21 protein-coding genes are annotated in these 23,830 nt (G+C 70.7%); 9 read left to right on the top strand and 12 right to left on the bottom strand.

All coding sequences use genetic code 11. The features are described 5' to 3' along the window. Positions 1-20: 20 nt before the first annotated feature. Complete coding sequence (locus ACILSK_RS20690) at positions 21-797, top strand: SDR family NAD(P)-dependent oxidoreductase (RefSeq protein WP_395729076.1); 777 nt, start codon at positions 21-23, stop codon at positions 795-797. Positions 798-1,345: 548 nt separating this feature from the next. On the opposite strand, the gene ACILSK_RS20685 is transcribed toward ACILSK_RS20690, so the two are convergent. The 3 genes from ACILSK_RS20685 to ACILSK_RS20675 all read right to left on the bottom strand — a co-directional run bounded on the left by ACILSK_RS20685 (position 1,346) and on the right by ACILSK_RS20675 (position 6,186). Then, positions 1,346-3,469, bottom strand: coding sequence for a glycosyl hydrolase (locus ACILSK_RS20685; protein ID WP_395729075.1), 2,124 nt, complete (start codon positions 3,467-3,469; stop codon positions 1,346-1,348). An 89-nt stretch (positions 3,470-3,558) separates the two neighbouring features. Continuing rightward, positions 3,559-4,281 (bottom strand): HlyD family efflux transporter periplasmic adaptor subunit, encoded by a 723-nt coding sequence (locus tag ACILSK_RS20680; protein WP_395729074.1) that lies wholly within the window; start codon positions 4,279-4,281, stop codon positions 3,559-3,561. 153 nt (positions 4,282-4,434) lie between these two features. Continuing rightward, a complete protein-coding gene (locus tag ACILSK_RS20675) occupies positions 4,435-6,186 on the bottom strand; it encodes a glycosyltransferase family 2 protein (RefSeq protein ID WP_395729073.1) in 1,752 nt (583 codons plus the stop codon). A 575-nt stretch (positions 6,187-6,761) separates the two neighbouring features. On the opposite strand from ACILSK_RS20675, the gene ACILSK_RS20670 reads away from it, so the two are divergent. Genes ACILSK_RS20670 through ACILSK_RS20660 form a run of 3 tightly spaced genes read left to right on the top strand, consistent with a single transcriptional unit; the run spans position 6,762 to position 9,887 of the window. Beyond that, on the top strand, positions 6,762-7,979 hold the full coding sequence (locus ACILSK_RS20670; protein ID WP_395729117.1) for a pyrophosphate--fructose-6-phosphate 1-phosphotransferase: 1,218 nt from the start codon (positions 6,762-6,764) through the stop codon (positions 7,977-7,979). A 54-nt stretch (positions 7,980-8,033) separates the two neighbouring features. Beyond that, the gene (locus tag ACILSK_RS20665; protein WP_395729072.1) at positions 8,034-9,257 is read left to right on the top strand and encodes a GNAT family N-acetyltransferase; all 1,224 of its coding nucleotides are present in this window, start codon (positions 8,034-8,036) and stop codon (positions 9,255-9,257) included. Positions 9,258-9,317: 60 nt separating this feature from the next. After that, on the top strand, positions 9,318-9,887 hold the full coding sequence (locus ACILSK_RS20660) for a hypothetical protein (protein WP_395729071.1): 570 nt from the start codon (positions 9,318-9,320) through the stop codon (positions 9,885-9,887). Positions 9,888-9,897: 10 nt separating this feature from the next. Here ACILSK_RS20660 and ACILSK_RS20655 read toward each other — a convergent pair whose 3' ends face one another. Further along, positions 9,898-10,440: a universal stress protein gene (locus ACILSK_RS20655; protein WP_395729070.1), complete on the bottom strand. Its 543-nt coding sequence runs from the start codon at positions 10,438-10,440 to the stop codon at positions 9,898-9,900. Positions 10,441-10,580: 140 nt separating this feature from the next. Beyond that, the gene (locus ACILSK_RS20650; RefSeq protein WP_395729069.1) at positions 10,581-11,237 is read right to left on the bottom strand and encodes a DsbA family protein; all 657 of its coding nucleotides are present in this window, start codon (positions 11,235-11,237) and stop codon (positions 10,581-10,583) included. A 165-nt stretch (positions 11,238-11,402) separates the two neighbouring features. Here ACILSK_RS20650 and pepN point away from each other — a divergent pair, with 165 nt between their 5' ends. Continuing rightward, a complete protein-coding gene (pepN, locus tag ACILSK_RS20645; protein WP_395729068.1) occupies positions 11,403-13,955 on the top strand; it encodes an aminopeptidase N in 2,553 nt (850 codons plus the stop codon). Between the two features lie 92 nt (positions 13,956-14,047). Here pepN and ACILSK_RS20640 read toward each other — a convergent pair whose 3' ends face one another. From ACILSK_RS20640 to ACILSK_RS20630, 3 genes are all read right to left on the bottom strand, one after another. After that, a complete protein-coding gene (locus ACILSK_RS20640; RefSeq protein ID WP_395729067.1) occupies positions 14,048-14,476 on the bottom strand; it encodes a DUF5130 family protein in 429 nt (142 codons plus the stop codon). Then, positions 14,463-14,696: a hypothetical protein gene (locus ACILSK_RS20635; RefSeq protein WP_395729116.1), complete on the bottom strand. Its 234-nt coding sequence runs from the start codon at positions 14,694-14,696 to the stop codon at positions 14,463-14,465. Before ACILSK_RS20635 ends, ACILSK_RS20640 begins: the two co-directional genes overlap by 14 nt. Before the next feature lie 80 nt (positions 14,697-14,776). Beyond that, positions 14,777-15,379: an HNH endonuclease gene (locus ACILSK_RS20630; RefSeq protein WP_395729066.1), complete on the bottom strand. Its 603-nt coding sequence runs from the start codon at positions 15,377-15,379 to the stop codon at positions 14,777-14,779. A 302-nt stretch (positions 15,380-15,681) separates the two neighbouring features. Between ACILSK_RS20630 and ACILSK_RS20625 the strand changes: the two genes are divergently transcribed. The 4 genes from ACILSK_RS20625 to ACILSK_RS20610 all read left to right on the top strand — a co-directional run bounded on the left by ACILSK_RS20625 (position 15,682) and on the right by ACILSK_RS20610 (position 18,996). Beyond that, positions 15,682-16,677 carry a mechanosensitive ion channel family protein gene (locus ACILSK_RS20625; RefSeq protein ID WP_395729065.1) on the top strand — a complete coding sequence of 332 codons (996 nt, stop codon included), beginning with the start codon at positions 15,682-15,684 and terminating at the stop codon, positions 16,675-16,677. A gap of 88 nt (positions 16,678-16,765) precedes the next feature. Continuing rightward, on the top strand, positions 16,766-17,161 hold the full coding sequence (locus tag ACILSK_RS20620; RefSeq protein WP_395729064.1) for a globin: 396 nt from the start codon (positions 16,766-16,768) through the stop codon (positions 17,159-17,161). Positions 17,162-17,222: 61 nt separating this feature from the next. After that, positions 17,223-18,236, top strand: a complete 1,014-nt coding sequence (locus ACILSK_RS20615; RefSeq protein WP_395729063.1) for a polysaccharide deacetylase family protein — start codon at positions 17,223-17,225, stop codon at positions 18,234-18,236. 436 nt (positions 18,237-18,672) lie between these two features. After that, the gene (locus tag ACILSK_RS20610; protein ID WP_395729062.1) at positions 18,673-18,996 is read left to right on the top strand and encodes a hypothetical protein; all 324 of its coding nucleotides are present in this window, start codon (positions 18,673-18,675) and stop codon (positions 18,994-18,996) included. Positions 18,997-19,186: 190 nt separating this feature from the next. Here the strand turns inward: ACILSK_RS20610 and ACILSK_RS20605 are convergent, their stop codons facing one another. The 4 genes from ACILSK_RS20605 to ACILSK_RS20590 form a co-directional block, all read right to left on the bottom strand. Beyond that, positions 19,187-20,617 carry an FAD-dependent oxidoreductase gene (locus ACILSK_RS20605; protein WP_395729061.1) on the bottom strand — a complete coding sequence of 477 codons (1,431 nt, stop codon included), beginning with the start codon at positions 20,615-20,617 and terminating at the stop codon, positions 19,187-19,189. Positions 20,618-20,678: 61 nt separating this feature from the next. Then, complete coding sequence (locus ACILSK_RS20600; protein WP_395729060.1) at positions 20,679-22,727, bottom strand: ATP-binding protein; 2,049 nt, start codon at positions 22,725-22,727, stop codon at positions 20,679-20,681. 41 nt (positions 22,728-22,768) lie between these two features. Beyond that, positions 22,769-23,398 carry a hypothetical protein gene (locus tag ACILSK_RS20595; protein ID WP_395729059.1) on the bottom strand — a complete coding sequence of 210 codons (630 nt, stop codon included), beginning with the start codon at positions 23,396-23,398 and terminating at the stop codon, positions 22,769-22,771. Beyond that, positions 23,391-23,825, bottom strand: a complete 435-nt coding sequence (locus ACILSK_RS20590; RefSeq protein WP_395729058.1) for an acyl-CoA thioesterase — start codon at positions 23,823-23,825, stop codon at positions 23,391-23,393. The genes ACILSK_RS20595 and ACILSK_RS20590 overlap by 8 nt, the downstream gene beginning before the upstream one ends. Positions 23,826-23,830: the final 5 nt, after the last annotated feature.

Raw genomic sequence — 23,830 nt, 5'->3', positions numbered from 1 at the left:
CCGACAGGAGAACCGAACACATGACCGGAGCACTCGCCGGCAAGGTCGCCATCGTCACCGGCGGCAACAGCGGCATCGGCAAGGCCATCGTCATCGAACTGGCGGCGCAGGGCGCGAGCGTCGTCATCGACTACGTCTCACATCCCGAGGCCACCGACGCCCTGGAGCACCAGCTCGCCGCTCTCGGCGAGGACCAGGTGATCGGTGTGGACGCCGACGTCAGCAAGGTCGCCGACCTGCAGCTGCTGGTGGACAGGGCGGTCGAGGCGTTCGGCCGGCTGGACATCATGGTCAACAACGCCGGGGTGGAGACCCGCACGGACGTGCTGTCCACCACCGAGGAGCAGTACGAGTTCGTCATGAACGTGAACCTCAAGAGCGCGTTCTTCGGCACCCAGCTCGCGGCCAAGCAAATGATCGCGCAGGGTGACGGCGGCGCGATCATCACCATCAGCTCGGTTCACGAGGATTGGCCGATGCCCGGCAACACCGCCTACTGCCTGTCCAAGGGCGGGTCCAAGATGCTCACCCGCACCGCCGGGCAGGAGCTCGGCCCGCACGGGATCCGGCTGGTCAACGTGGGACCGGGCGCGGTGGCCACTCCGATCAACAGCTCGACCATGTCCGATCCGGGGAAGATGAAGGTGCTGGACAACGCGATCCCGCTGGGCCGGATGGCCCAGCCCGAGGAGATCGCCTCGGTGGTGGCCTTCCTGGCCTCCGACGGGGGCAAGTACCTCAACGCGACGACCGTGTTCGTCGACGGCGGGCTGATGCACTCCAGCCCGGGGCTGTAGGCCGGTCGGGCATCGGCGGGGGGTCGGGTCGTACGCGGCGATCCGGCGCAGCGGGACGTCGCCGGGGAGCCCCAACCCGGCCCGCAGTGCCACGAACCTGCCGCCACTGCGGCCGAACACCGTCCACCCGCACTCCCCACGGCACCCAAAGTTGATCATGGCGATCCCTGCACCGGAATCGGCGTGTCGTCGGCGTGTCGTGCAGAGAGCGCCATGATCAACTCGGAGGTGGGCGGGTGCGGTGGGGCGTGGGGTGGAGCAGCGAAACCCGGGTCTGCGAGAACCCGGGAAACGCGAAACGGCCCGGACCTGGTCACCCAGGTCCGGGCCGTTCTCGATATGTGGAGGTTGCTATTTCGCGCTCCGAAGACCGCCGGTGAGTACCATCCCTCCTCAGGGATGCTTCACCGCGGTCGCCCCGGGCCTGTCCCTAGAGACCGGGGCGACCGAGGCTCCCCCACTCACTCCCCGGCCGGCGGGTTGACGGTCCAGTCGCCGGGGGGTGAGGCCTTGAGTTGTCGGTACTGCTCAGGTGGCGCGACCGCCGGTCAGGAACCGGACGCGTCGGCCCGCGAGAACACGTAGGCCATCACGTACGACTTGGTGGTGCCGTTGTCGATCTCCGCGGGCAGGTTCGCCAGCTGTTCCCGGGCGGCGGCCGGGTCGGCCAACGCCAGGTACTGGACCATGTACTCGCCGAACTGGGCGCTGTACCCGCCCGGGGCGGCCTCGGCGAGGTTCGCCTTGATCCGGTCGGTATCGCCGGCCAGGTACGTGGAGTACGAGCCCATCGGGATCAGCTGGATCCCCAGCATCGCGCCGGGTTCCGGGCTGAACCAGGTGGCGTAGTCCCGCTTGCCGCCCCAGTTCAGGGCCGCGATCTTGTGGGTGAACGCCGGGAACTCCGACAGGTCGGTGTTGGTCCAGTAGAGCTTGGCCGAGTTGGCCTCGACGCTCATCATCCAGACCGCCTGGTTGTACAGATCCGTGTTGCCGCGGACCTGCTCCCAGAGCGCCAGTGCGTTCCAGGCGTTGACCGACTCGCTGCTGGACTCCTGGTTGTTGCCGTCGGCGAACGGGCTGGAACCCGACGCCCAGGCGTGACCGGAGTACGGATCGAAGTTCCGGTACTGCGGGAAGTCCTCGGTCGCCTGCGCGGAGGCGATGTCGGCCGCCAGCAGATCGGCCACCGGAGCCCACTTCTCGACCAGCGCGGGATCGTTCTTGGCGACAACGGCGGCCGCGTACAGGATGTAGCCGTAGTGGAAGTGGTGGTCGTTCAGCTCGTCGGAGCCGAACGAAGCCTCCAGACCGATCATCGACTTGATGTTCTCGTCGTACACGAAGCACTTGGTCGCGGCGGTCTGGCAACCGGCCGGGTTGAGCCACTTGTCCAGCTCGCCGGTGATCCCGGTCCGCAGCGTCGTCGCGGCGTCGGTGACGCCCAACTGCTCGGCCAGCGTCAGCAGGTTCGACGCCCGGTAGAGCATCTTGCCGCCGAAGTAGGTGTCGGTCGCGGACGCCGCGAAATCGATCGACGCGGTGTCGGTCTTGATCTGTTCGATCAGGGCGGTCTTGTCCTCGTCCGACAGCTTCGACAGGTCGAGTTCCGAGGACGGCTCGGTGACCGGCGCGGTGGTGGTCAGCGAGGATCCGGTGTACAGGTCCATCGTGCCGTAGATGCTGGCATAGGTCCCGGTGCCCTTACTGCCGCCATCGACGGCCTGGTCGGCCATCGGGACGATCGCGGTATCGCCGCCGTTCGCGGTGACGTACTTGAGCGTGGTGCTCACCGTGTCGCCGTTGACGGCATGGTCGACGGAGGTGCTCACGACCGGGTCGGCAGCCAGCTTCGCGAGGGATTCGACGGTGCCGCCATCGGGGGCGCCGTAGAGCGTCATCGTCGAGCCTGCCGGCAGGGTGACCTTACCGGCGTCGTCGACGGTCGCGCCGCCGCCGACCACCAGGCCGTACTCATGGCCGTCGACGGTCGTGGTGAACGTGTTCGGGGTGGACGTGCTCTTGAAGATCGGCTCCAGAGCGATGCTCTGGTCCGCCGCCGCCGTGTAGGTGACGAACGGCGAGCCCTGCACCAGGATGACCGAACCCAGGGCCTTGCCGCCGGCATCGGCGTAGGTCGAGGTGACCGACAGCGTGTCGTAGGCGGTGACCTTCATCGATGCTGCGCCGAGCGGGACCTGGATCTGCGGGTTGTTCCCGCCCATGATCGTCTTCTCGGACACCGTCACGTTCGGCAGTCCCAGGGCGAAGCCCTGGTCGGTCAATGCCGCGGACAGCGGCATCGGGAAGACCGGCTGCGGCTGATCGCCGAACACCAGGCCGGTGAACCACCGGTTGGTCGGCGGCACGAGGCCCTCGGCCAACCTGGTCGGCGCGATCTTGGCGACGTCCTTCTTGGTCATCGCCGCCAGATCGGCGGAGATGTCCGCGGGCGATGCCGCGGCCGCGGTGCTGCTGCCGCCGGCGGCGTTGGTGGTCGTGGTCGTGCCGGTCTCGCTGCCGCCGGTCGCGGTGCAACCGGCGACCAGCGCGGCGCCGGCGACGAACAGGATCGGCTTGACGAAGGCTGAGCGGACGGTGCGGGCCGTGCGGACGGTGCGGGTGGAGCCGGTTGCTGAGATCGAGGTTCGGTCGCTTCGGTTGATAGTCATCTCATCCAGTTGGTGTCGTATCGGTCATCGGGCGGGGCGGGTGCGCCGGCGCCGGCCGGTGGGCGAAGGCCGGCGCACCCGGTCGGCCGTCAGGCGCTCTGGCCGAACCAGCCGGTCACCGTCTTGGTCACGTCGGTGACCACGCCGTCGTTGGTCAGGTGCAGGGTCGCCTGCACCGGGGTGCCGACCGTGAACAGGCCGGTGCCGTTGGCCAGCTCATCGCTGTAGGCGCGGATCGTGGTGCGGGCCTGGCCGTCGTCGGTGCGGACCTGCAACTGCTGCACGGTGGCCGAGATCTGCTGGTTGTTCGGCAGCACGATGTCGACGGTGGCGCCGGACGCGATCCGGGTGAAGTCCTTGGCCGACAGCAGGAAGTCGGCGTCCAGGTACATCGTGCCCGCCTCCTGGATGGTGGCGATGGTCGAGTTCGACGGGACGAACGCGCCCTGGGCGTAGTTGATCTCGTTGACCTGCCCGGCGTTGGTGGCCGTGATGACCAGGGTCTTGTCGTCCTTGATCTCGTGGGTCAGGTTGTCCTTGTTGACCAGGCCCTGGGCCAGGTCGCGCTGCAGGTTCGCGGACTCGACCTCGAACAGCGGCTGACCGGCCTCAACCTGGTCGCCGACGTGCACGTACTGCGCGGTGATGGTGCCGGAGTAGTCGGTGCCGACCGGGTAGTCCTCGGCCGCGAGGGAAGCGGACTTGCTGTCCACCTCTCCAGCGTTGGCATTGACGACCATGGTCAGGCCGGCGGCCAGGACGAGCACGGACAGCAGGCCGAGAACCAGGCCGATTCGCTTACGCCAAGACATTGGGTGACTCCTGTGATATCGCGGATCCGGCGGACCGGATCGGGGGGCGGCCCGAAGGCGCGCCAGGGACATTTCGGTAGGGGTGGTGCGGTGCTGCTCGCCGGCCGTCACCGGCGCCATGAAGGACCTCGTCGTCCTGACGGGATCGAGGTGTCAGCGGGCCGCGGCAACCGGGGGCAGACCCTCGTAGGTCCGCTCCGACATGCCCGAGCCGATCTGTGCATTGCTGGCGGCGCGGGCGGCGGCCTCGGCCGCGACCTTGGCGCTGCCCTTGGGCGGCAGGCCCTTCTCCGCGCGCCGGTTGTGCCGGCTCTCGCGGAAGGCGGTGACCACGAAGGCGCCCAGGACGAACGTGTTCAGCAGGTTCCACAGCAGCGCCAGGGTGAAGGCGCTGACCGTCATGGCCTGCCAGATGCCGACCACGGAGGTGATCGCCAGGAAGACGAAGGCCATCAGCTGCTGGGTGATGAAGTTGAACGGGGAGGCCTTGCGCCGCTGGGCGCCGGTGACGTGCCACTTGGTGTCCTTGCCGAACACCGCGTTGACCAGCGCCTTGCCGTAGATCGGGAAGGACGCGGCGGCCAGCATCAGGGTCTCCCACCGGAACGAACCGATGGTGTAGAGCGCGACGATGACCTGCATGAAGTAGAAGCCGGCGTAGTACAGCAACCAGGTGCCGAAGCTGACACCGGAGTTGATCGGCGCCAGGCCGAAGTAGATCTGCAGCGGCGGGACCAGCAGCAGGATGCCGGGCGCGATGCCGATCAGGTAGAAGGTCGCGGTGCCGAAGTACTGCAGCCGCTGGTCCAGCGTCAGCTTGCGCTTGCGGGAGAACGGGTTGGCCTTGAGCAGGATCTCGAAACCGCCGGTCGCCCAGCGCTGCTGCTGCTTGGTGTACGCCTCGATGGTCTCCGGGGTGTCACCCACGGCGAGCACGGTGGAGATGTAGACCGTCTTCCAGCCGTTCTCGTGCAGCTTGAGCGAGGTCCAGACGTCCTCGGACTTGGACTTCTCGTAGATGCCGCCGATCGACTCGATGGCCGTGCGCCGGTAGATCACGTTGGTGCCGACGCAGAACGCGGCGTTGAACCGGTTCTTGCCGGGCTGGATGAACCGGTAGAACACGGACTGCATGTAGCCGGCGCCGCGGGAGATCAGGTTGTGCAGGTTGCCGTACGCCTGAGGGGTCTGCACGAAGGCGACGTTCGCCTCGGCGAAGAACGGCACGGTCTGGTAGAGGAAATCTTCCTTGGGCACGAAGTCGGCGTCGAGCACGACGAAGTACTCGCCGGTCGTCACGGTCAACGCGTTGTTGATGTTGCCGGCCTTGGCACCCTTGTTGCCCTCGCGGACGATGTACTCCGCGCCCAGCTCGGCGGCCAGCGCCCGGACGTCGTCGGACTTGCCGTCGTCGAGGATGTAGGTGTTGTGCTTGCCGTGCATCGCCAGGGCGGCGCTCACCGTGCGGCGCACGGTGGCCAGGTCCTCGCCGTAGGTCGTGATGTAGACGTCGAGCTCGACCGGCGCCTCGTGCAGGAACATCGGCAGCTCGGTCAGGTCGGTGCCCGGCTCGATGGTCTTGTGGTCGGGCCCGTAGATCCGGTTCTGCGCGTTGTGGAAGCGGTAGCCGCGCGGGTTGTGCCCGCTGGACAGGATCGTCCACAGCGCGATCAGGGCCTGGAAGATGATGACGGACTCGGCCGTCAGCACCATCAGGTACGGGATCCAGTTGCCACGGTTGGAGAAGTCGAAGAGGAAGGTCGTGTAGAGCAGCACGCCGATGGTGGCGACGAGCACCAGCATCATCAATGAGGGTGAGTCGCGGGCGCCGCGGCGGCGGTCATCGGACTCGCGCACCCCGGTGTCGGATGGCAACTGCTCGGTCTGGTCTTGGTTCAGGGACATGGTTGAGCACTCCTCCCAAGGAAGAGATAGGGACGGCTCGACAGGTGAGCTGGGGCCGATCTGGGTCTCCGGCGGGTGGGCAACGGAGGTTCTCGGATGATCGATGCACCCCGTGGGCCGCAATGCCCTGGCGATGGTTCGCCCCGCATCGATCCGGCGTTCGTCAGCGAACGCTCGTGATTTTCACTGTGTGTGACCATCGGCCGTGACCGTCAATGCACTTCCGTGGTCTGCAAGTAGTTTGCTGCATCGATCAAGACGAGGTCAACGTGCCACAGTTCACGTCTCGAAGCCGGTCGCGTTGTTTACCAAGCAAACAGCCAGTAACTACTGGCCCCTCAACAGCGGAAACGGCCCCGATTCAGGAAATTTCCGACGGTCAGCGCGCACGGGACTTTGGACCTATGACGCTCGTCACAGCAGGCTGTCAGCAACCGCGTCGCGGGCTCGGCGTCCTCTAGCCCTGCCCGCCGGTACGGGGGCTCCAGGGTGACACCTGACCCGGCCACGAGCCGGCCGGACGCCGCCCTAGGCTGTGTTCGACCAGGGCCGTCCAGTGCCGAACGAAGGGGCCGATCACCATGCGCAAGGTCGCGCTGCTCACCGCCGGCGGGTTCGCGCCGTGCCTGTCCGCAGCGGTCGGCGGTCTGATCAACCGGTACTCCCAGCTGGTGCCGGAGGTCGACATCATCGGCTACCGGCACGGCTACCAGGGTTTGCTGGCCAAGGACTTCCTGAGCGTCACCCCCGCGGTGCGGGCGCGCGCCGCCCTGCTGCACGAATTCGGCGGCTCGCCGCTCGGGAACTCCCGGGTCAAGCTGACCAACACCAAGGACCTGCTCAAGCGGGGCCTGATCCAGGAAGGCCAGAACCCCCTCGAGGTGGCCGCGAACCGGTTGGTCGAGGACGGCGTCGACGTCCTGCACACCATCGGCGGCGACGACACCGCCACCACCGCGGCCGACCTGGCCCGGTTCCTGAAGGACAACGGGTACGACCTGACGGTCGTCGGGCTGCCCAAGACGATCGACAACGACATCGTGCCGATCAAGCACTCGCTGGGCGCCTGGACCGCGGCCGAGCAGGGCGCACTGTTCGCCCGCAACGTGGTCGCCGAACACAACGCCAACTCCCGCATGCTGATCGTGCACGAGATCATGGGCCGGCACTGCGGCTGGCTGACCGCCGCCACCGCGCAGGCGTACGACCGCTGGCTGGCCACCCAGCGCTGGCTGCCCGAGTTCGGGTTGTCCCGCGACGCCTGGAACATGCATGCCGTCTACGTGCCGGAGGCGACCTTCGATCTGGAGGCCGAGGCGAACCGGCTGCGGCAGGTGATGGACACCGTCGGCAACGTCACCGTCTTCCTGTCCGAAGGTGCCGGCGTGGAGAGCATCGTCGCCGAGATGGAGGCCGCCGGTGAGCCGGTCCCCCGCGACCCGTTCGGCCACGTCAAACTCGACCAGATCAACCCCGGCCAGTGGTTCGCCAAGCAATTCGCCGGCCGGCTCGGCGCGGAGAAGGTGCTGGTCCAGAAGTCGGGCTACTTCGCCCGCTCCGCCCGGGCCGACGAGACCGACCTGCTACTGATCAAGTCGATGACCGACTACGCGGTCGGTTGCGCGCTGCGCGGCATCTCCGGCGTCGTCGGGCACGACGAGGAGCAGGGCGATCAGCTGCGGGCGATCGAGTTCGACCGGATCAAGGGCGGCAAGCCGTACAACATCGACGACCCGGAGTTCCTCCAGCTGCTGGACAAGATCGGTCAGCCGCGGACACCGGCCGTCGCCTGACGGCGCTCCCGGAAATGCGGCGCGCGGGCCGTGTCGGTGCGGCACAGTGACCGGATGACCACCGACTCCTGGGTCGTCCACCCGCTGGCCGACGAGGACCTGCCCGAGTTGTTCCAGTTGGACAACGCGGCGTTCCACGTCGACCAGCCGGTCGGCTTCCTCGACGACGTCGTCCGGCCGACGGTGGAGATCGACCGAGTGACCGGGATCCGCGATCCGGTACCGAGCGGGCCGCTGGTCGGCTCCGCGGCCATCCTGTCCAAGGAGATGACCTTTCCCGGCGCCCGGGTGCATCCGGTAGCCGCCGTCACGCTCGTCGCGGTCCGCGCCGGTTGGCGACGACGCGGCATCTTGACCGCGCTGATGCGCGACGAGTTGCACGGACTGCACGAGCGGACCGGCGAGGCGGTGGCCGTCCTCACCGCCAGCGAAGGCGTCATCTACGGGCGGTACGGCTACGGGCGGGCCGTCGACGCCGCCGAGCTCGCACTGCCGCACGGCGCCGCCTTCGCGGCCTCGGTGCCGACCGACCCGGTTCGCGAGATCGATGGCGCCCGCGCGTCCGCCCTGGCCCGGTCGCTGTGGGACCGGGTCGCGCCAACGACGCCCGGACACCTGAGCCGCCCCGACGGCGTCTGGTCCGGCCGCTTTGCCGAGCACGAGTACCAGCGGCGGGGACTGTCCGAACGGCGATGGGCGGCCCACGCCGACGGCGTGGTCGGCTACCGGGTGCGACCGGCCTGGGTCGACCGGGACGGCCGGTGGACGGTCGTGATCACGGATCTGATCGCTGCCACCCCGCTCGCGCACGCCTCGCTCTGGCGGTTCGTGCTCGACCTCGACCTCACCGACCGCGTCGAGTTCCCGCTGGGCTGGACCGACGATCCGGTGCAGGACCTGCTGGCCGACCGGCGATCGCTCACCCTGACCCCGCACGACCACGTCTGGCTACGGATCGTCGACCTGGACCGGGCGGTGTCGCTGCGGGGGTACGCCACGACCATCGCTGTGGACGTCGAGGTCCTCGACGACTTCTGCCCGTGGAACGCCGGCACCTGGCGGCTGGAGCTGGGCCCGGACGGCGGCCGGGCGACCCGGACCGGCCGGCCCGCCGCCGTCCGATTGAATGTGCGCTACCTGGCCGCGTGTCTTCTCGGCGGCACCCCGCTGGCCCGGCTGGTGGCGGGCGGACTGGTCACCGGTTCGGTCGAGGCCGGGCACCGGCTCGGACTCGCCCTGTCGACCCCGGCCGCGCCCTGGTGCCCCGAGGGATTCTGAGGAGGGCGACCCAGCAGCCGGGTTGCGGCGGTGGCCGCGTTCTCCTGGGATGCTGAACGGGTGGAGCCCACCTCGCCCCGCCGCCGGCGCCGGGCCGCACGACGTCCGTCCGGCCCGCCGGGCGCACCGGACGATCCGGAGTTCGACGGTGCGGAGGATCCGGAGGGGTTGCCCGCCCCGGCCGCCACGCCCTCGCCGGTCGTCCCGGACGGCCACCGCGGCGAGACCCACCCATCGCCGGCCCATCCGGTGCCGTCCCCCGCACCGCCACATCCGGCCGGGATGCCGGGCGCCGGTGGGCATCCCGGGCGGCCGTCCGCCGATCGTCGCCCGGGCGAGTCCGGCGGTCGACGCGGCCGGCCGGCCGGTCCGGAATCGTCCGAGCGGTCGTTGCGATCGTTGGTCACCACCCGGTCCACCCAGGTGTCGTCGACCGCCGCGATGCGCGCGCGGGAGGTGGCGCTCCCCGATGCCGTCGACCTGGCGGAGGCCGAGGCCGAGTTGGTGATCGTTCGCCGGCACTATGTCCCGCCGACCTCACTGCCGGCCGGCCGGCGCCCGGATCGGCGAGGCACTCCGAATGGTCAGGGTGGGGCGGCCCCGCAGGGGTCGGACCGCGACCCGGGCTGACCGGTCTCGATCAGGGGACGACGAGCACGGGGAACTTCTGCCGGGCGACGACGGCCCGGGACACCGACCCGGACGCGATCCGGTGCAGGAAGTCGCCGAATCCGCTGTGCCGCTTACCCACGACGACGCAGGCGGCGTCCCGGTCCTCGGCGATGCGCACCAACTCGGCGCCCGCCTCGCCGGTGGTGGACAGCAATTCCCAGGACACGCCGGTCAGGTCGCCGGATGCGGTCAGGGTCCGGACCAGCTCGGCCTCGACCGCGTCCTCGGCCTCGTCGCTCGCCCCGATCTCCTCGGGGATCGGAACGTATCCCTCCACCATCGGCATGGCGCGTCGGCGCACGTGCACCAGCAACAGCGGCCGGCCGGTCGCCGCGGCCAGGAAGGCCGCCGCCCGCAGTGGCCGGCCGCACGCGGTCGCGTCGTCCACGCCGGCCACGATCGGGCCGCTGCGCAGATCGGGCGGCAAGGGAATGCCCTGCGGGGACATGGCCGGCGCCGGTGACGCCGTCGAAGCGGGCGCGGGATCGGGCGTCGACTCCGTGGCGGTCATGGCATCCTCCCGAGCGGGAACCGTCACCCGGGCATACCGCACCCGGCTGCTGTCACCCACCGTAGCGCGCCGTCGGTCGGTATCGATGACCGGCTCGGCGAGCCCGGATCAATGCTCATGATTCGCTCGGCGAGCCTGGATCAGTCGAACTGCGGGAGCTCCGTCCGGGACCGCTTCAGCTCGAAGAAGTACGGGAACGACGCCAGTTTGACCACCGCGTCCCACAGTTCGCCGGCCTCCTCGCCACGGGGGATGCGGGTGATCACCGGACCGAAGAAGGCCACGCCGTTGACGTGGATCGTTGGCGTGCCGACGTCCTCGCCGACCGCGTCCATGCCGGCGTGATGGCTGACCCGCAGCGCTTCGTCGTAGTCGGTCGAGGTCGCGGCGTCGGCAAGGTCCGCGGGCAGGCCCACCTCGTCGAGAGCGAGCCGGATGACCTCGGCGCGGTCGTCGATCTTCTCGTTATGGATGCGCCGTCCCATCGCGGTGTACAGCGGGGCCAGTACCTCCGGTCCGTGCTGCTGCTCGGCGGCGATCGCCACGCGAACCGGGCCCCAGGCCTTCTGCAGCATCGCGCGGTAGTTCTCGCTGACCGCCCGGTTCTCGTTGAGCACGGCCAGGCTCATCACGTGGAAGCGCACGTGGATCGGGCGGACCCGCTCGGCTTCCAGGATCCACCTGGACGTGACCCAGGCGAACGGGCACGCGGGATCGAACCAGAAGTCCACCTCGTCCACGGACCGCGCCGCGGGCAGGTCGGTGGCGGTCTCGGAAGTCACCGTGGCCAGGCTCATCGTGGTTGTTCTCCTCATGTCAGGCAATCGATAAGGGACGCAAACTAACCCCTTGACATGTCAACCGAGTACCGCGGTTCGGTATTCCCGGGGGCTGTCCGAGCTCGCCATTACACTCCGGCACTGGTGATCGGCCGATCACTTGGTGTCTTCGGAGGGAACAGCATGGCCCAGGCCCCCAATCTGACGCGCGACCAGGCCCGGGAGCGGTCCGCCACGATCGACACGTCGTCCTACGACATCGCGATCGATCTCACCGACGGCCACGGCGGGCCGAGCGAGAAGACCTACCGCACCCGCGCGACGATCCGCTTCACGGCGACCGCCGGATCCGGCAGCTTCGTGGACTTCGTCGGCGACGGCCTGGCCTCGGCCGAGCTGAACGGCCACGGCCTGGACGTCGGATCCTGGACCGGCGCGGACGGCCTGGCCCTGGCCGACCTGGCGGCCGAGAACGAACTGGTCATCGAGGCGGTGGGCCTGTACACCAACACCGGCGAGGGCCTGCACCGGTTCGTGGACCCGGTCGACGGCGCCGTCTACCTCTACTCGCAGTTCGAGACCGCCGACGCCAAGCGGCTCTACCCGTGCTTCGACCAACCGGACCTCAAGGCGCGGTTCACCTTCACCGTGACCGCGCCGGCGGACTGGCAGGTGGTCTCCAATGGGGCGCTGACGGCGTCCGTGGACGCCCCGGGCGGCGGCACCACCCACTCCTTCGCCACCACCGAACCCATGAGCACCTACGTCACCGCCCTGGTGGCCGGCCCCTACCACGTGGTCCGCGACCACCACGACGGCATCGACCTGGCCATCTACTGCCGGTCGACGTTGGCCGATTTCCTGGACGCGGAGCGCCTGTTCACCCAGACCAAGCAGGGCTTCGATTTCTACCACCAGGCATTCGGGGTGCGCTACCCGTTCGGCAAGTACGACCAGCTGTTCGTGCCCGAGTTCAACGCCGGGGCGATGGAGAACGCCGGCGCGGTCACCTTCCGCGAGGAGTACGTGTTCCGGTCCCGGGTCACCCGGTACCAGTACGAGCGCCGCTGCGAGACCGTGCTGCACGAGATGGCGCACATGTGGTTCGGCGACCTGGTCACCATGCGCTGGTGGGACGACCTGTGGCTGAACGAGTCGTTCGCGACCTGGGCCTCGGTGGTCGCCCAGGTGAACGCGACCGAGTACGCCGCGGCCTGGACGACCTTCGCCAACGTGGAGAAGTCCTGGGCGTACGTGCAGGACCAGCTGCCGTCCACCCACCCGATCGCCGCGGACATGGTCGATCTGGCCGCGGTGGAGGTGAACTTCGACGGCATCACCTACGCCAAGGGCGCCAGTGTGCTCAAGCAACTGGCCGCGTATGTGGGCTACGACGAATTCCTGGAGGGCCTGCGCGACTACTTCGCCGCGCACGCGTTCGCCAATGCGACGCTGACCGACCTGCTCGACGCCCTGGAGCGGACGTCCGGTCGTGACCTGCGGGCCTGGGCAAAGGCCTGGCTGCAGACCACCGGCCTCAACACCATCAGTGCCGATCTGGAGGTGGATCCCGACGGGGTGATCACCCGGTTCGAGCTGGTGCAGTCGGGCGCCGAGCCCGGCGCCGGGGAGCGCCGGCCGCACCGGCTCGCGGTGGGCCTGTACGACCGCGACGACCAGGGCCGGTTGACCCGGGTACACCGGGTCGAGCTGGACGTCACGCAGGAGCGGACGCCCGTGCCCGATCTGGTCGGCCGGAACCGGGGCGCACTCGTCCTGGTCAACGACGACGACCTGACCTACTGCAAGGCCCGGTTGGATCCGGTGTCCCTGGACACCGCGATCGCCTCGATCGGCGACGTCGCCGAGTCGCTGCCCCGCACCCTGCTGTGGTCGGCGGTGTGGGAGATGACCCGGGACGCGTTGATGCGGGCCCGCGATTTCATCGCGCTGGCGTCCCGCGGTCTGGTCACCGAGGATCAGCCCGGCGTGTTGCAGCGGGTGCTGATGCAGCTGCAGGCGGCGGTCGGCTCCTATGCCGAGCCCGGTTGGGCGGAGTCCACCGGCTGGCCCGCGGTCGCCGGCACCCTGCGAGACCTCGCCGCCGGCGCCCCCGCGGGCAGCGACACCCAGCTGTCGGCGGTGCAGGCGCTGTCCGCGGCGAAGTTGGACCGGGCCCAATTGGCCGAGATCGCCGGCTGGCGGGACGGGTCCGCACCGCTGCCGGGGCTGAGCGTGGACACCGACCTGTCCTGGACGTTGCTCGGCGCCCTGGTCGCGCACGGCGCGGCGGGCCCTGCGGAGATCGAGGCCGCGGAGCGGGCCGACCCGACCGCGTCCGGGCAACGCCGGGCCACCCAGGTGCGCGCGCTGGTCCCCACGGCCGAGAACAAGGCCGCGGTCTGGGACCGGCTGATCAACGACGACGGGATGGCCAACGCCCTGCAGGACGCGGCGATCGCCGGGTTTGCCCACCCGGCCCAGCGGGAGCTGATGACCCCGTACACCGAGAAGTACTTCGAGGTGGTGAGCCCGGTCTGGGAGCGCCGGTCCAGTGAGGTCGCGCAGAAGGTGGCGGTCGGGCTGTTCCCACGCTGGGCAGTGGCCCAGTCCACCGTCGACCGGGCGCTGGCCTGGGCGCAGGAGGACCACCCGACCGCACTCAAGCGACTGGTGTCCGAGGGCCGGGCCGGGGTGGAGCGGGCGCTGCGGGCCCGGGCGGCCGACGCGGGCTGACGGGACCCGGAACGTGAACCGCCCCCCATCCGATCGGCTACGGGGCGGGTCACAGAGGCCGGACGGCGGCGCGGACGCCCCCGGTCATCAGCTCACCCGGTGGTGCGGTGCCGGACGCCGGTGACCAGGGCACCGCCGATGTCGCCGTCGGTACAGGCGGACACGACGCCGAGCACGGCCAACCGCGCGGCCCGGTCGCTGACCCGGCGCGCCGCCTCGGGCCCGGTGACCACCTCGACCACCCGCTGCCCCGGAGAGACGGCCAGCAGCACGGCGTACGGCGCGTCCGGGCCGAGCCCGTCGAGCAGGCTCTCGGCCGACGCCGCGGTGTTCGCCCCCAGGTCACCGAGGTAGGCCGAGAACCGAAGCCCGGTGAACCGTTCGGCCTCCCGGATCACGTCGTCGAGCAACTCCAGCTGGCTCGTGGTCAGCGGATGGTCCTCACTGCCGGTCGGACCCACCGAGGGATTCCAGTTGGCCAGGCCGGTCGGGTGGGTGGGCACCACCTCACCATGTGCCATGTGCGCCACCTCCCTGGGCGAGCCGGCTCTCGGACCCGGCGGCGGTCACGATCGGCTGGTCGCCGGCCCACCACTGCGGCGGATACTCCCAGGCCTGCCCGGGCCGGTAGCGCGGCCGCTTGTGGCGTCCCGGAACCATGGTCAGCACGAAGATCGTGCCGTAGATCAGCACGGGAATGCCGACGAACACCCCGATGGTCTGAAGGATGGTCACCCGCATACGGTAGCCGACGCCATTGCGGCTGGCCGCGTGACCCGGCGGCGACGCCGCCGACCAGCCCGACCGGCGCAAACGGGTGATCAGGCCGCCGTCGGCAGCCACGGTTCCCAGGCCGGATCGGATTCCTCGTTGGCCCACATCCGGCCGAGCACGCCACGCCGCGGCGGCCCGGGCACCGCGGCCAGGGACCAACCCAGTTCGTCCAGCAGCCGGTCGGCTTTCCGGGCATTGCAGCGGGCGCAACAGGCGACGCAGTTCTCCCAACTGTGCGAGCCACCTCGGCTGCGCGGAATGACGTGGTCGACGGTGTCGGCCCGACCCGGGCAGTAGGCGCAGCGTCGACCGTCCCGCTTGAGCACACCGGCCCGGGTGACCGCCGGCGCCGCCGGGTAGGGCACCCGGACGTACCGGCGCAACCGGACCACGGCCGGCACCGCCAGGGCGACCGACGGCGACCGGATCTGCCCGGTGGGCCGCTCCACCACACATTCGGCCTTGCCGGCGACCACCAGCACCAGCGCCCGGCGGCCGGTGACCACGGCAAGCGGTTCGTGGCTCGCGTTGAGCAGCAGCACCCGCAGCACCGTCACCGGGCGCGCCGCCTCCGGCTCGCGGTGCACACTGGGGCCCGGCGGCGGCCGGACGGGCGCGGGACGGCGGCCGGCGTGACCGGCATTGTCCATCCGTACCTCCCGCGAACCCTGGCGGGCCGCCGGCCCGACGGAATCCGGGACGGGACCACGCGGTGAACAGCGCAACGGACGGGGTCCCGCGGATCCGCGGCGGCGCAGCGGTGACCGATGTACGACTCGTCACCCCGGCCCCGTGGGAGCTCGACAGAATGAGAATAACCGGGCCGGCCAGGCATCCCGGCCGGCGGATGGCGCGTCAGCCCGGTGGGCGATGACCAACCGGTCCGGCGGACACCCGCCCGGCGGAGTCCGATCGCAACGACCCACCATCGACACAGAGGGACTTTCATATCGTGGAAATAGCCGCACCCGACTGCGCGTCCGAGGCCGGATCGCTGTGCCAGTGGGTCTGGGACAACACCGGCGCCGACGTCCTCGCCCGCAACAGCGACGCGTTCGCGTCCGCCGCCATCCACATCCTGCTCATCCTGGTCATCGCCGTCATCGCGCGTTTCCTGCTCTACCGCGCCATCAACCGGTTGACCCGGTTGTCCAACAAGGACGACGCGGGGGTCGCCCTGCGGCCCTTCCAGGCCGGGGCCCGACTGGCGTTGGGTGGTGGCCTGACCACCGACCGCCGGGCCCAACGCACCCAGGCGGTGGGTTCATTGCTCAAATCGATCACGTCGTTCGTGGTGATCTGTGTCGCCGGCGTGCTGATCCTGGCCGAACTCGGCTTCGATATCGCACCGATCCTGACCTCGGCCGGGATCGCCGGCGTCGCGCTGGCCTTCGGTGCGCAGAACCTGGTCCGTGACTTTCTCGCCGGCATCTGCATGACCCTGGAGGACCAGTACGGCGTCGGCGACACCGTCGACCTGGGCTCGGCCTCCGGCACCGTCGTCGCGGTCAGCCTGCGCACCACGACGCTGCGGGGCGGCGACGGCACGATCTGGCATGTGCGCAACGGCGAGGTGCTGCGGGTCGGCAACTCCAGCCAGGGACAGGCGGTGGTCACCGTGCCGGTGACGGTGCCGTACGACTCCGACACCGACCGCGCGGCGACGATCGCCCTGCAACAGGCCACCGGCGTCGCGCAGTCCCCGGAGTTCGAGGCGGCCGTCCTCGCCGAGCCCAAGCTGCTCGGCATCACCGACGTCACCCCCGGGGCGATCACCCTCGGGATCCAGGCCACGGTCGTCGCCAGCGAGAAGGACGGCTTCATCCGCGCCGTCCGGTCGGCGATCCGGACCGCGTACGAAAGGGCCCGCAAGGACGACCCGACGGCCGATTTCCGCCCGCCGGTGCTCGCCGCCGGGCCGGGACCCGACGCCAGGGACCGGGTATGACACCCCAGCGGGCGGCCGGTCGCAGCTCCGGAACGGACCGGCCGTGAGCGGTGAGCTGCCGCTGCGGCCGGTACGGGAGAATGGCCGGGTGAGTTCAACCGGGTCGGCACCGACGTTCTACGACGAGATCGGCGGGCACGAAGCGTTCACCGGCATCGTGCACCGCTTCTACCGGCAGGTGGCCGACGATCCGGTGCTGCGACCGTTGTATCCCGAGGAAGATTTGGGGCCTGCCGAGGTCCGGCTGCGGATGTTCCTCGAGCAGTACTGGGGTGGTCCGCGGACCTACTCCGACCAGCGGGGTCACCCACGGCTGCGGATGCGGCACGCGCCGTTCGTCATCGGCATGCGCGAACGGGACCACTGGCTGGCCGCGATGAAGATCGCCGTCGACGGGGCCGGTCTGGACGACGAACACCACGATCGGCTGTGGGCGTACCTGGAGATGGCCGCGGACAGTCTGGTCAACTCATTGCCCGGGTGAGCGCCCGATCGTCGGCGTGGCGCGACCCGGATCCTCGCTGCGCGAATGATCCCATTGATGCATGGGGCGTCGGGCGGGTGGCGGGTGGCGCGGCGCCATCACCGCGGTCCTGGGTCTGGCCGTGGCGATCGGCGGTGCCGGTTGCGGACGCCCGGACCCCGTCGACCACCAGGCCTTGCCCGGTCAGGCCGTCGGCCTCGCCGCGATCGCAACGACCGCGTCGTCGGCGTCGGGCGCATCGCTGGGCAGCACGGCCGTGGCCGTCACCGTTCCCGCGCTGACGAACGCGGGCACGATCGCGAACCTGACCTCACCGGCGGTGACGGTGCCGGGCTCGACCACTCCGATGGCCGCCCCCGCCTCCACCCCGGCGCCGGCGCCGACCGCAGCCGCCGAGCCGACCCCGGCGGCCGAGCCCGCGCCCGCACCGGCGCCCGCCCCGGTCACCGTCGTCCCGCCCTACACGACGGTCCTGGGCTGGACCGGCGATGGCCTGGTCGCCTACCTGACCTTCGACGACGGTCCCGGCCCGGCAACCGGACAGATCCTGGACATCCTTGCGGCCAAGGGCGTAGCGGCGACCTTCTGCGTCGTCGGCCAGAAGGTGGCCGAGAACCCCGAGATGACCCGACGAATTGCCGACGGCGGCCACACGCTGTGCAACCACAGCTGGGATCACCCGACCGGGTTCAACACCCTGGCCCCCGATGTCCTGGCCGGGCAGATCGGGCGGACGCAGGACGCCGTCATCGCGGCCACCGGGCACACCCCGCGGTACCTGCGGGCTCCCGAGGGCAGCTTCGGCGACCCGGCCGGGTCGGTGCACCAGGCCGCCCAGCAGGCCCGGACCCTGCTGCTCGGCTGGGCGGTCGACTCGAAGGACTGGACCAAGCCGGGCGCCGCCATCATCGTGGCCAATGTGCTGGGGACGGTCAGTCCCGGCGCGATCATCCTGATGCACGACGCGGGCGGAACGGACCGCCAGCAGACGCTGGACGCCCTGCCCGGGGTGATCGACGGCCTGCGGGCGGCCGGGTACACCCTGCTCCCGCTGCCGCCGGATCCCGCCGGCTGAACGGCCGTCGGCACCACCGGCGGCGGGGCGCAGAACCCGGCGCGTTCGACCGTGCCCGCAACCTGTGGGAGCCGCCGGGGCCCCGCGGGCGCGGACACCGCAGACGTCGGCAACGCCGTGCCCGCTGGTGCCTCGACCGGGCCGGTTGCGGCGTCAGCGCGAGGCCGGCTCGGCATTCGCGGTGTCCCCATCACTTCCCGAGGTGATCGAGCGCTCCCGACAGCGCCATCGACTTGTCAAGTCCCGATTCCAGGTGCCTTTGTCCGCTTCCAATCGAACGTCAGACTGTCCTCACACAGCCGTCCGAGGGGGACAAATGGGAACATCAACGACCGAATCGACATGCCTGCCGGCCGAATCCATTCCGAGTCAACGCGATCAGGGGCGACGACGAGGCCTGTGGCAGCCGTTCGCCCGACTCGCGACGGTGCTCGCCTTGGTCGCCGGCGCGACGGTCGTTGCCGCTCCGGCAGCGCTGGCGTATCCGTCCTGGTACCACCCCAACGGGTGCACGGCACCCGGTTTCCTCAGCTCGTGGAACACCAAGTTCCGCTCGGCCTGCGACGCCCACGACATCTGCTACGACTGGGAACTCAACTGGTACCTCGAACCCGGTCGCCTGACCTGCGACGTGCGTTTCCTGAATGCGATGAACGCCACATGCGGCCGAGATGCCGGCTGCCGGGCGATGGCGAGCACCTACTTCGCCGTGGTGCGTGTTGCTGGAAGGCCGTTCTTCAACAACCCGTTCTTGAACTGACTGCCGACGGGCAGTGTGCGTCGCCCCGTCAGACCAGCAGCGGGAGCAGCGCATTCCGCCGGTGGTACCGACGGCCGGTCACCCTGCATCACTCAGGTGGTGATCGGCGCTGATGGAACCGACGGTCGCCACCGGTTGCGCCGACCTGGCCGGCGCCGGCAAGCCGTCGCGCGGAGAACCCGGCGGACCGTCAGGCAGACCGGCGCAGGTCCGCTCGGAGCGCACGCGCCAGGTCGTCCCGATCGGGACCGGGCACCGGATGCCGGGGTGCGGCGGCGCCATGTGTCCGCACGATGTCGACCAGGCCCGGCCGGGCGAACACCTCGGGCGGCAGGGCCAGCAGACTGCCCAGGTCCTGCTGGGCGCGGGCGGCGTGCGGATGGATCCGGGACGCGGCGAACAATGCGCCGGCCATCGCCCAACCGGGATCGTCGGTGCGGTACGGAACACCGGCAATCTCGGCGAGCACCTCCGCGCTGCGGTGCCGACCGAAGCCGATCGTCGCATCGACCAGCGGCCGGACGTCGGCCGTCGTCGACTCGTGGAAGCGCCGGACCAGGTCCGCGGGTCGATCGGGGTCAACCTCGCGCAGCACGTCGCGCAGCACCCGGGCGTGGACCAGGCCGATCGAGGCGCCCCGGCCCAGCGCCGGATTGACGCACGCCCAGGCGTCGCCGACGGGCACGATGCCGCTGACCAGCGGCCCCGCCTCGTCGGCGAACGGCCGCACCCGGTCACCGAAGCCGCCGAACGACTGCAGCGGGCCGACCGGGGTCCCATCCAGCCAATGCGCGTGCGCGGGGAACATCCGCCAGACCCGGTCGAAGACCCGCTCGTCGTGCAGTGCGCGAGCGGCCCGATCGCGGGCCGAGCAGACCAGTCCGACCCCCCATGTCCCGTTGTCGGCCGGCAACGTCAACACCGACATCGAGCAGTAGTGGGTGAGCAACGGTTCACGCAGTTCGGGCAGGGCACCGCCGGGATCCCGCAAATGCCGGGCGTAGTACACGAAACCGGACCCCAGCTGCACCGCCGGTCCGGGCCGGGCACCGGCGGCGGCGAGCATCCGCGGGATCGGCGATCGGCGACCGGTCGCGTCCACCACCAGGTCCGCGGAGCGTTCCACCGACCCCGTCCGCACTCCCGTCACCCGCGGGACGCCGGCCGGCGACCGATCGCCGATCAGCAGACCGGTGACGGCGACGCCCCGGTGCACGGCGATGCCGGGGTCGCGGTCCACCGCGGCGGCCAGCACCGCCTCCAGCACCGGCCGTCGCGCAGTCACCGTGTCGAACCGTTCGTCACCCGCCTGCCATCCGCCCGTCCGCGCCGCCGGTAGCAGGTGCAGGACGTTCATCCGGCGCCCGCCGGCCGCCACCAGCTTGTTTTCGACATCGGGCAGTTCCCGGAACATCTCGCGGTGCCAGCGCGGCAGCATGACGTGCAGCTGCCGGAACTGCTTGACCCCCGGCCGGTCCCAGGACGTCCAGGCCTGCGCCGGATCCGCCGGCGGGCGGGACGCGTTGCGTTCCAGCACCGTCACCCGGTGCCCGTCCCGGGCCAGCAGCAATGCGGTGGACAGGCCGACCATTCCGGCCCCGAGGACGACGATGTGTGCCATGCCGGCCAGGGTCGGTCCCGGCGGTGCTCACTTTCCAGACCACCGGCTGTCCACTCGGCGCTCAGGTCGTCGGGTCGAGGGATTCCTGCCCGATCTCCACCGCCCAGAGCAGGTCGGCCAACGCCTGGACGGCCTTGGCCAGATGCCGTCGATAGGTGGAGAACGGCAACCCGAGGACCTGCGCCGCGGCCTCCTGACTGGGCGCGGGACGGACGAAGGTGCGGTGCAGCACCCGGGCTGCCGCCCGGGTGGTCGGGTCGCCGGCCAGCCGCTGGACTCCGGCGAGAATTGCCGCGCGCAGCGCCGCGCCCGGATCGTCATCACCGATCCCGGCGACTCGCGACCCGGCGAGCGGGTTGCGGCGCAACTCCTCGGTGCTGGTCAGCGACCGCAGCGCTGCCCGGACCGCGTCGTCGAACTCCGACCGGCCGAGCGGGGCTGGGCGCAGCATCGACTCCGGGAAGGGCCCGGACCGACCGGTCAGCTCCCGCTCCCCCATCGCCTCGACCCAGCGCTGCGGCGGCAGCCGGCGCCAGTCGTGCCCGAACAGGGTGAACGTCCGCCCGTCGCAGTCGACCCGGCCCAGCACCCCGAATCCGATGTAGTCGAAGATCGGCCCCCAGCACGGCAGGTCCAGCACCGCGATGACCGACCAGGCCAGCGGCTGGGTGACCCACGTCACCAGTGAGGTCGTCGAGGCCACCAGGATCGCATGGGGGTCCCGCTCGCCGTCCCGGCCGCCGGTGAATCGGGAGACGCCGACCAGCTCGCCCGGCCGGGCGGGCGCCCGCCGGATGACCGCCCGGGCCGCGGCCAGCACCGGATCCTCGTCGGGCACGGCCGGTTCCGCGGCGAACATCGCGTCGAAGCTGAAGCCGGCGACCCGCCCGTCCCGGGACCGGATCACCCACAGCCCCTGCGGTTGCCGGTCCAGCCACCGCCGCGCCAGTGCCCCGCTCCGGTTCCCCTGGATCCGGCCGACCATCTCCACCACCTCCGCGTGGTCGGCCGCCGCGCCCGCCGTCACCGCCGCCGAACCCCGCTCCCGCAGCACCCAGTACGCCGAGGCGAACGGGCTGCGCGGGTGAAGGTGGATCAGTTGGCTTCCCCAGAGCTGTCGTTGGCCCAGGTCGGGGGCCTGCATCTGGGCGATGGCGCGCTGGTGGACGACACGGTGGATGGTCCGGTACAGCTCCGGGCGGCGGCGCCGCAGATCGAGCTCGAGCACGTCGCGGACGAGGTCGTGGGGATACAGTCCGTCCGGACCACGAGTGACGTACGGGCGTGTCTCCAGCCACTCCCACAGCTCGGGGGCGCGGTCGCCGACCAGGTCCCGCAGCAGGTCCTGGGTGGTGAGCCAGGCCTGCGCGCACAGCCCGCAGGCCAGGGCCTGACCCTCGTCCGACAGCCCGCCGACCAGCGTCGCGGCCAGCGAGGCCACCAGATCGGGAGCGTCCGCCAGCGTCTCGACGACATCCCGGTCGCGGGCGACGTGCGCCAGCATCGCCAGGGTCAGCGGGTGACCGTGACTCAGCTCGACCAGCCGGTCCCGGCCGGCCGGTGGCACGCCCACCCGGGCCAGCAATTCCCGGCCGTCCGGCTCGGCCAGGGTGGTCAGTGGTAGGCAGCGGGCCAACATTCGCCAGCCCGGGTCGACCCGCCAGGCCGCGGCCGGGGCCTCCCGTCCGGCCACCGCGACCACCGAGTTCGTCGGCAGGCGGATCAGGAACTCGTCGCGGAACCAGTCGTCGATCGGCCGCAGCCGGTCGTACCCGTCCACCAACAGCACCGTCGACGACGACCCGCGTGCATCCCAGACACCGAGGAAACCATCCGGCGTGCAGTCGATGTCGCGGGTGTCCAGGACGAGAACGGGTCGACCAGCGCGCTGCGCGGCGATCCGGTACCGGTGCAGCAGGGTGGTCTTGCCGATGCCGCCGGGACCGTGCAGGTACAGGACGCGCGGCGGGTCGGCACTGCCCAGGGCCGCGTGGAAGACCGCGCGTTCGACGGCCCGGCCGACGAACCCCGCCACGCGGGCGGCGTCGACCGCCGAGCCGAGGTCGGCGGCGCCGGCCGCACCCGGACCGGGCCCGAGATCGTCGGCCATCGTCACCCCCGATGCAGCGCCTCTGCCAGGTATACCCCCGGTCAGACCAGCAGCGGCAGCAGCGCATGCCGGCGGCGCACGACCGCGCCGAACCGGCCGTCGATGCGGGCCCACGCGTCGGTGGCGCTGACCCGCACCTGCTCCCCCGGGAGCGTCGGGGCGAACCCCATGCCGGACAGCGCAAACACCATCCGCAGATTGATCACCACCCGCATCCCGGCACCGCTCACGGTCAGCACCTCGGTGTCCAGCAGCGCGGTCGAGGCGGCCCCGGCCGGTCCCGGGCGTTCCTTGGCACCGGTGGCGCCCTCCTCGGCCAGCGCGGCGAGGACGGTCGCCGGCACCTCGTCCACGGTGACCCACCCATCGGGCGGCGGCAGCTGCGAGCGCCAGGCCGCGTCGACGGGCGGTCCGGGGTCGATTGCGTCGGCGCGCGCCACCGCCAGACCGGACAGCAGGTTGCCGGCGTGCACCGTCACGTCGGCCGGCACCACCCGGCCATGCACCGCGCGGGTGACCAGGGCGTCGAACGGGGTCGTCGCCCACAGCCGGACCAGATCGCCGTCGGCGCGGAGCCGGATCAATCCGGCCGGGTCCCAGCGGGCCACCCGGCCGGTGAACGCCGTCGCGTCCTCCCGGTCGGCCGCGTCGGCGGGCTGCAGGCTAGCCATGGTGCGCGGTGACCCGGCTCGGGGCGGGCGGCAGGAACCGACCCAGATACGTCCGTTCCCGTTCGTCCATGCGGCGCGGCCGGAAGGTGGCCGGATCGACCGGGACCAGCACGGTGGATGCGGTGGCCGCCGTCGCGCCCGCCTGGCTGAGCACATAGTCGATGGTGAACGACGCGACGCCCAGCTTGGTCACTCCCATGGACACCGTAACCGGCAGCTTCATGCCGATCGGCCGCTTGTAGTCGATGTCCAGATGGGCGACCACGATCCCCTCGGTGATCCGTTCCACTCCATGGTGGGAGGCGTCGGTGAACAACCAGTCGACCCGGGCCTCCTCGAGCAGCGTGACCGTCCGCGCGTTGTTGACGTGGCCGAAGGCGTCCAGGTCCGACCAGCGGACCCGGACCTGCGTCACGTACCGGCTCATGCCTT

The sequence above is a fragment of the Nakamurella sp. genome, assembly GCF_044224575.1.
In the GTDB taxonomy this organism is placed as follows: Bacteria; Actinomycetota; Actinomycetes; order Mycobacteriales; family Nakamurellaceae; genus Nakamurella.
The sequence above is the reverse complement of the archived record's forward strand: the minus strand, read 5'-3'. Positions and strand labels throughout refer to the sequence as shown.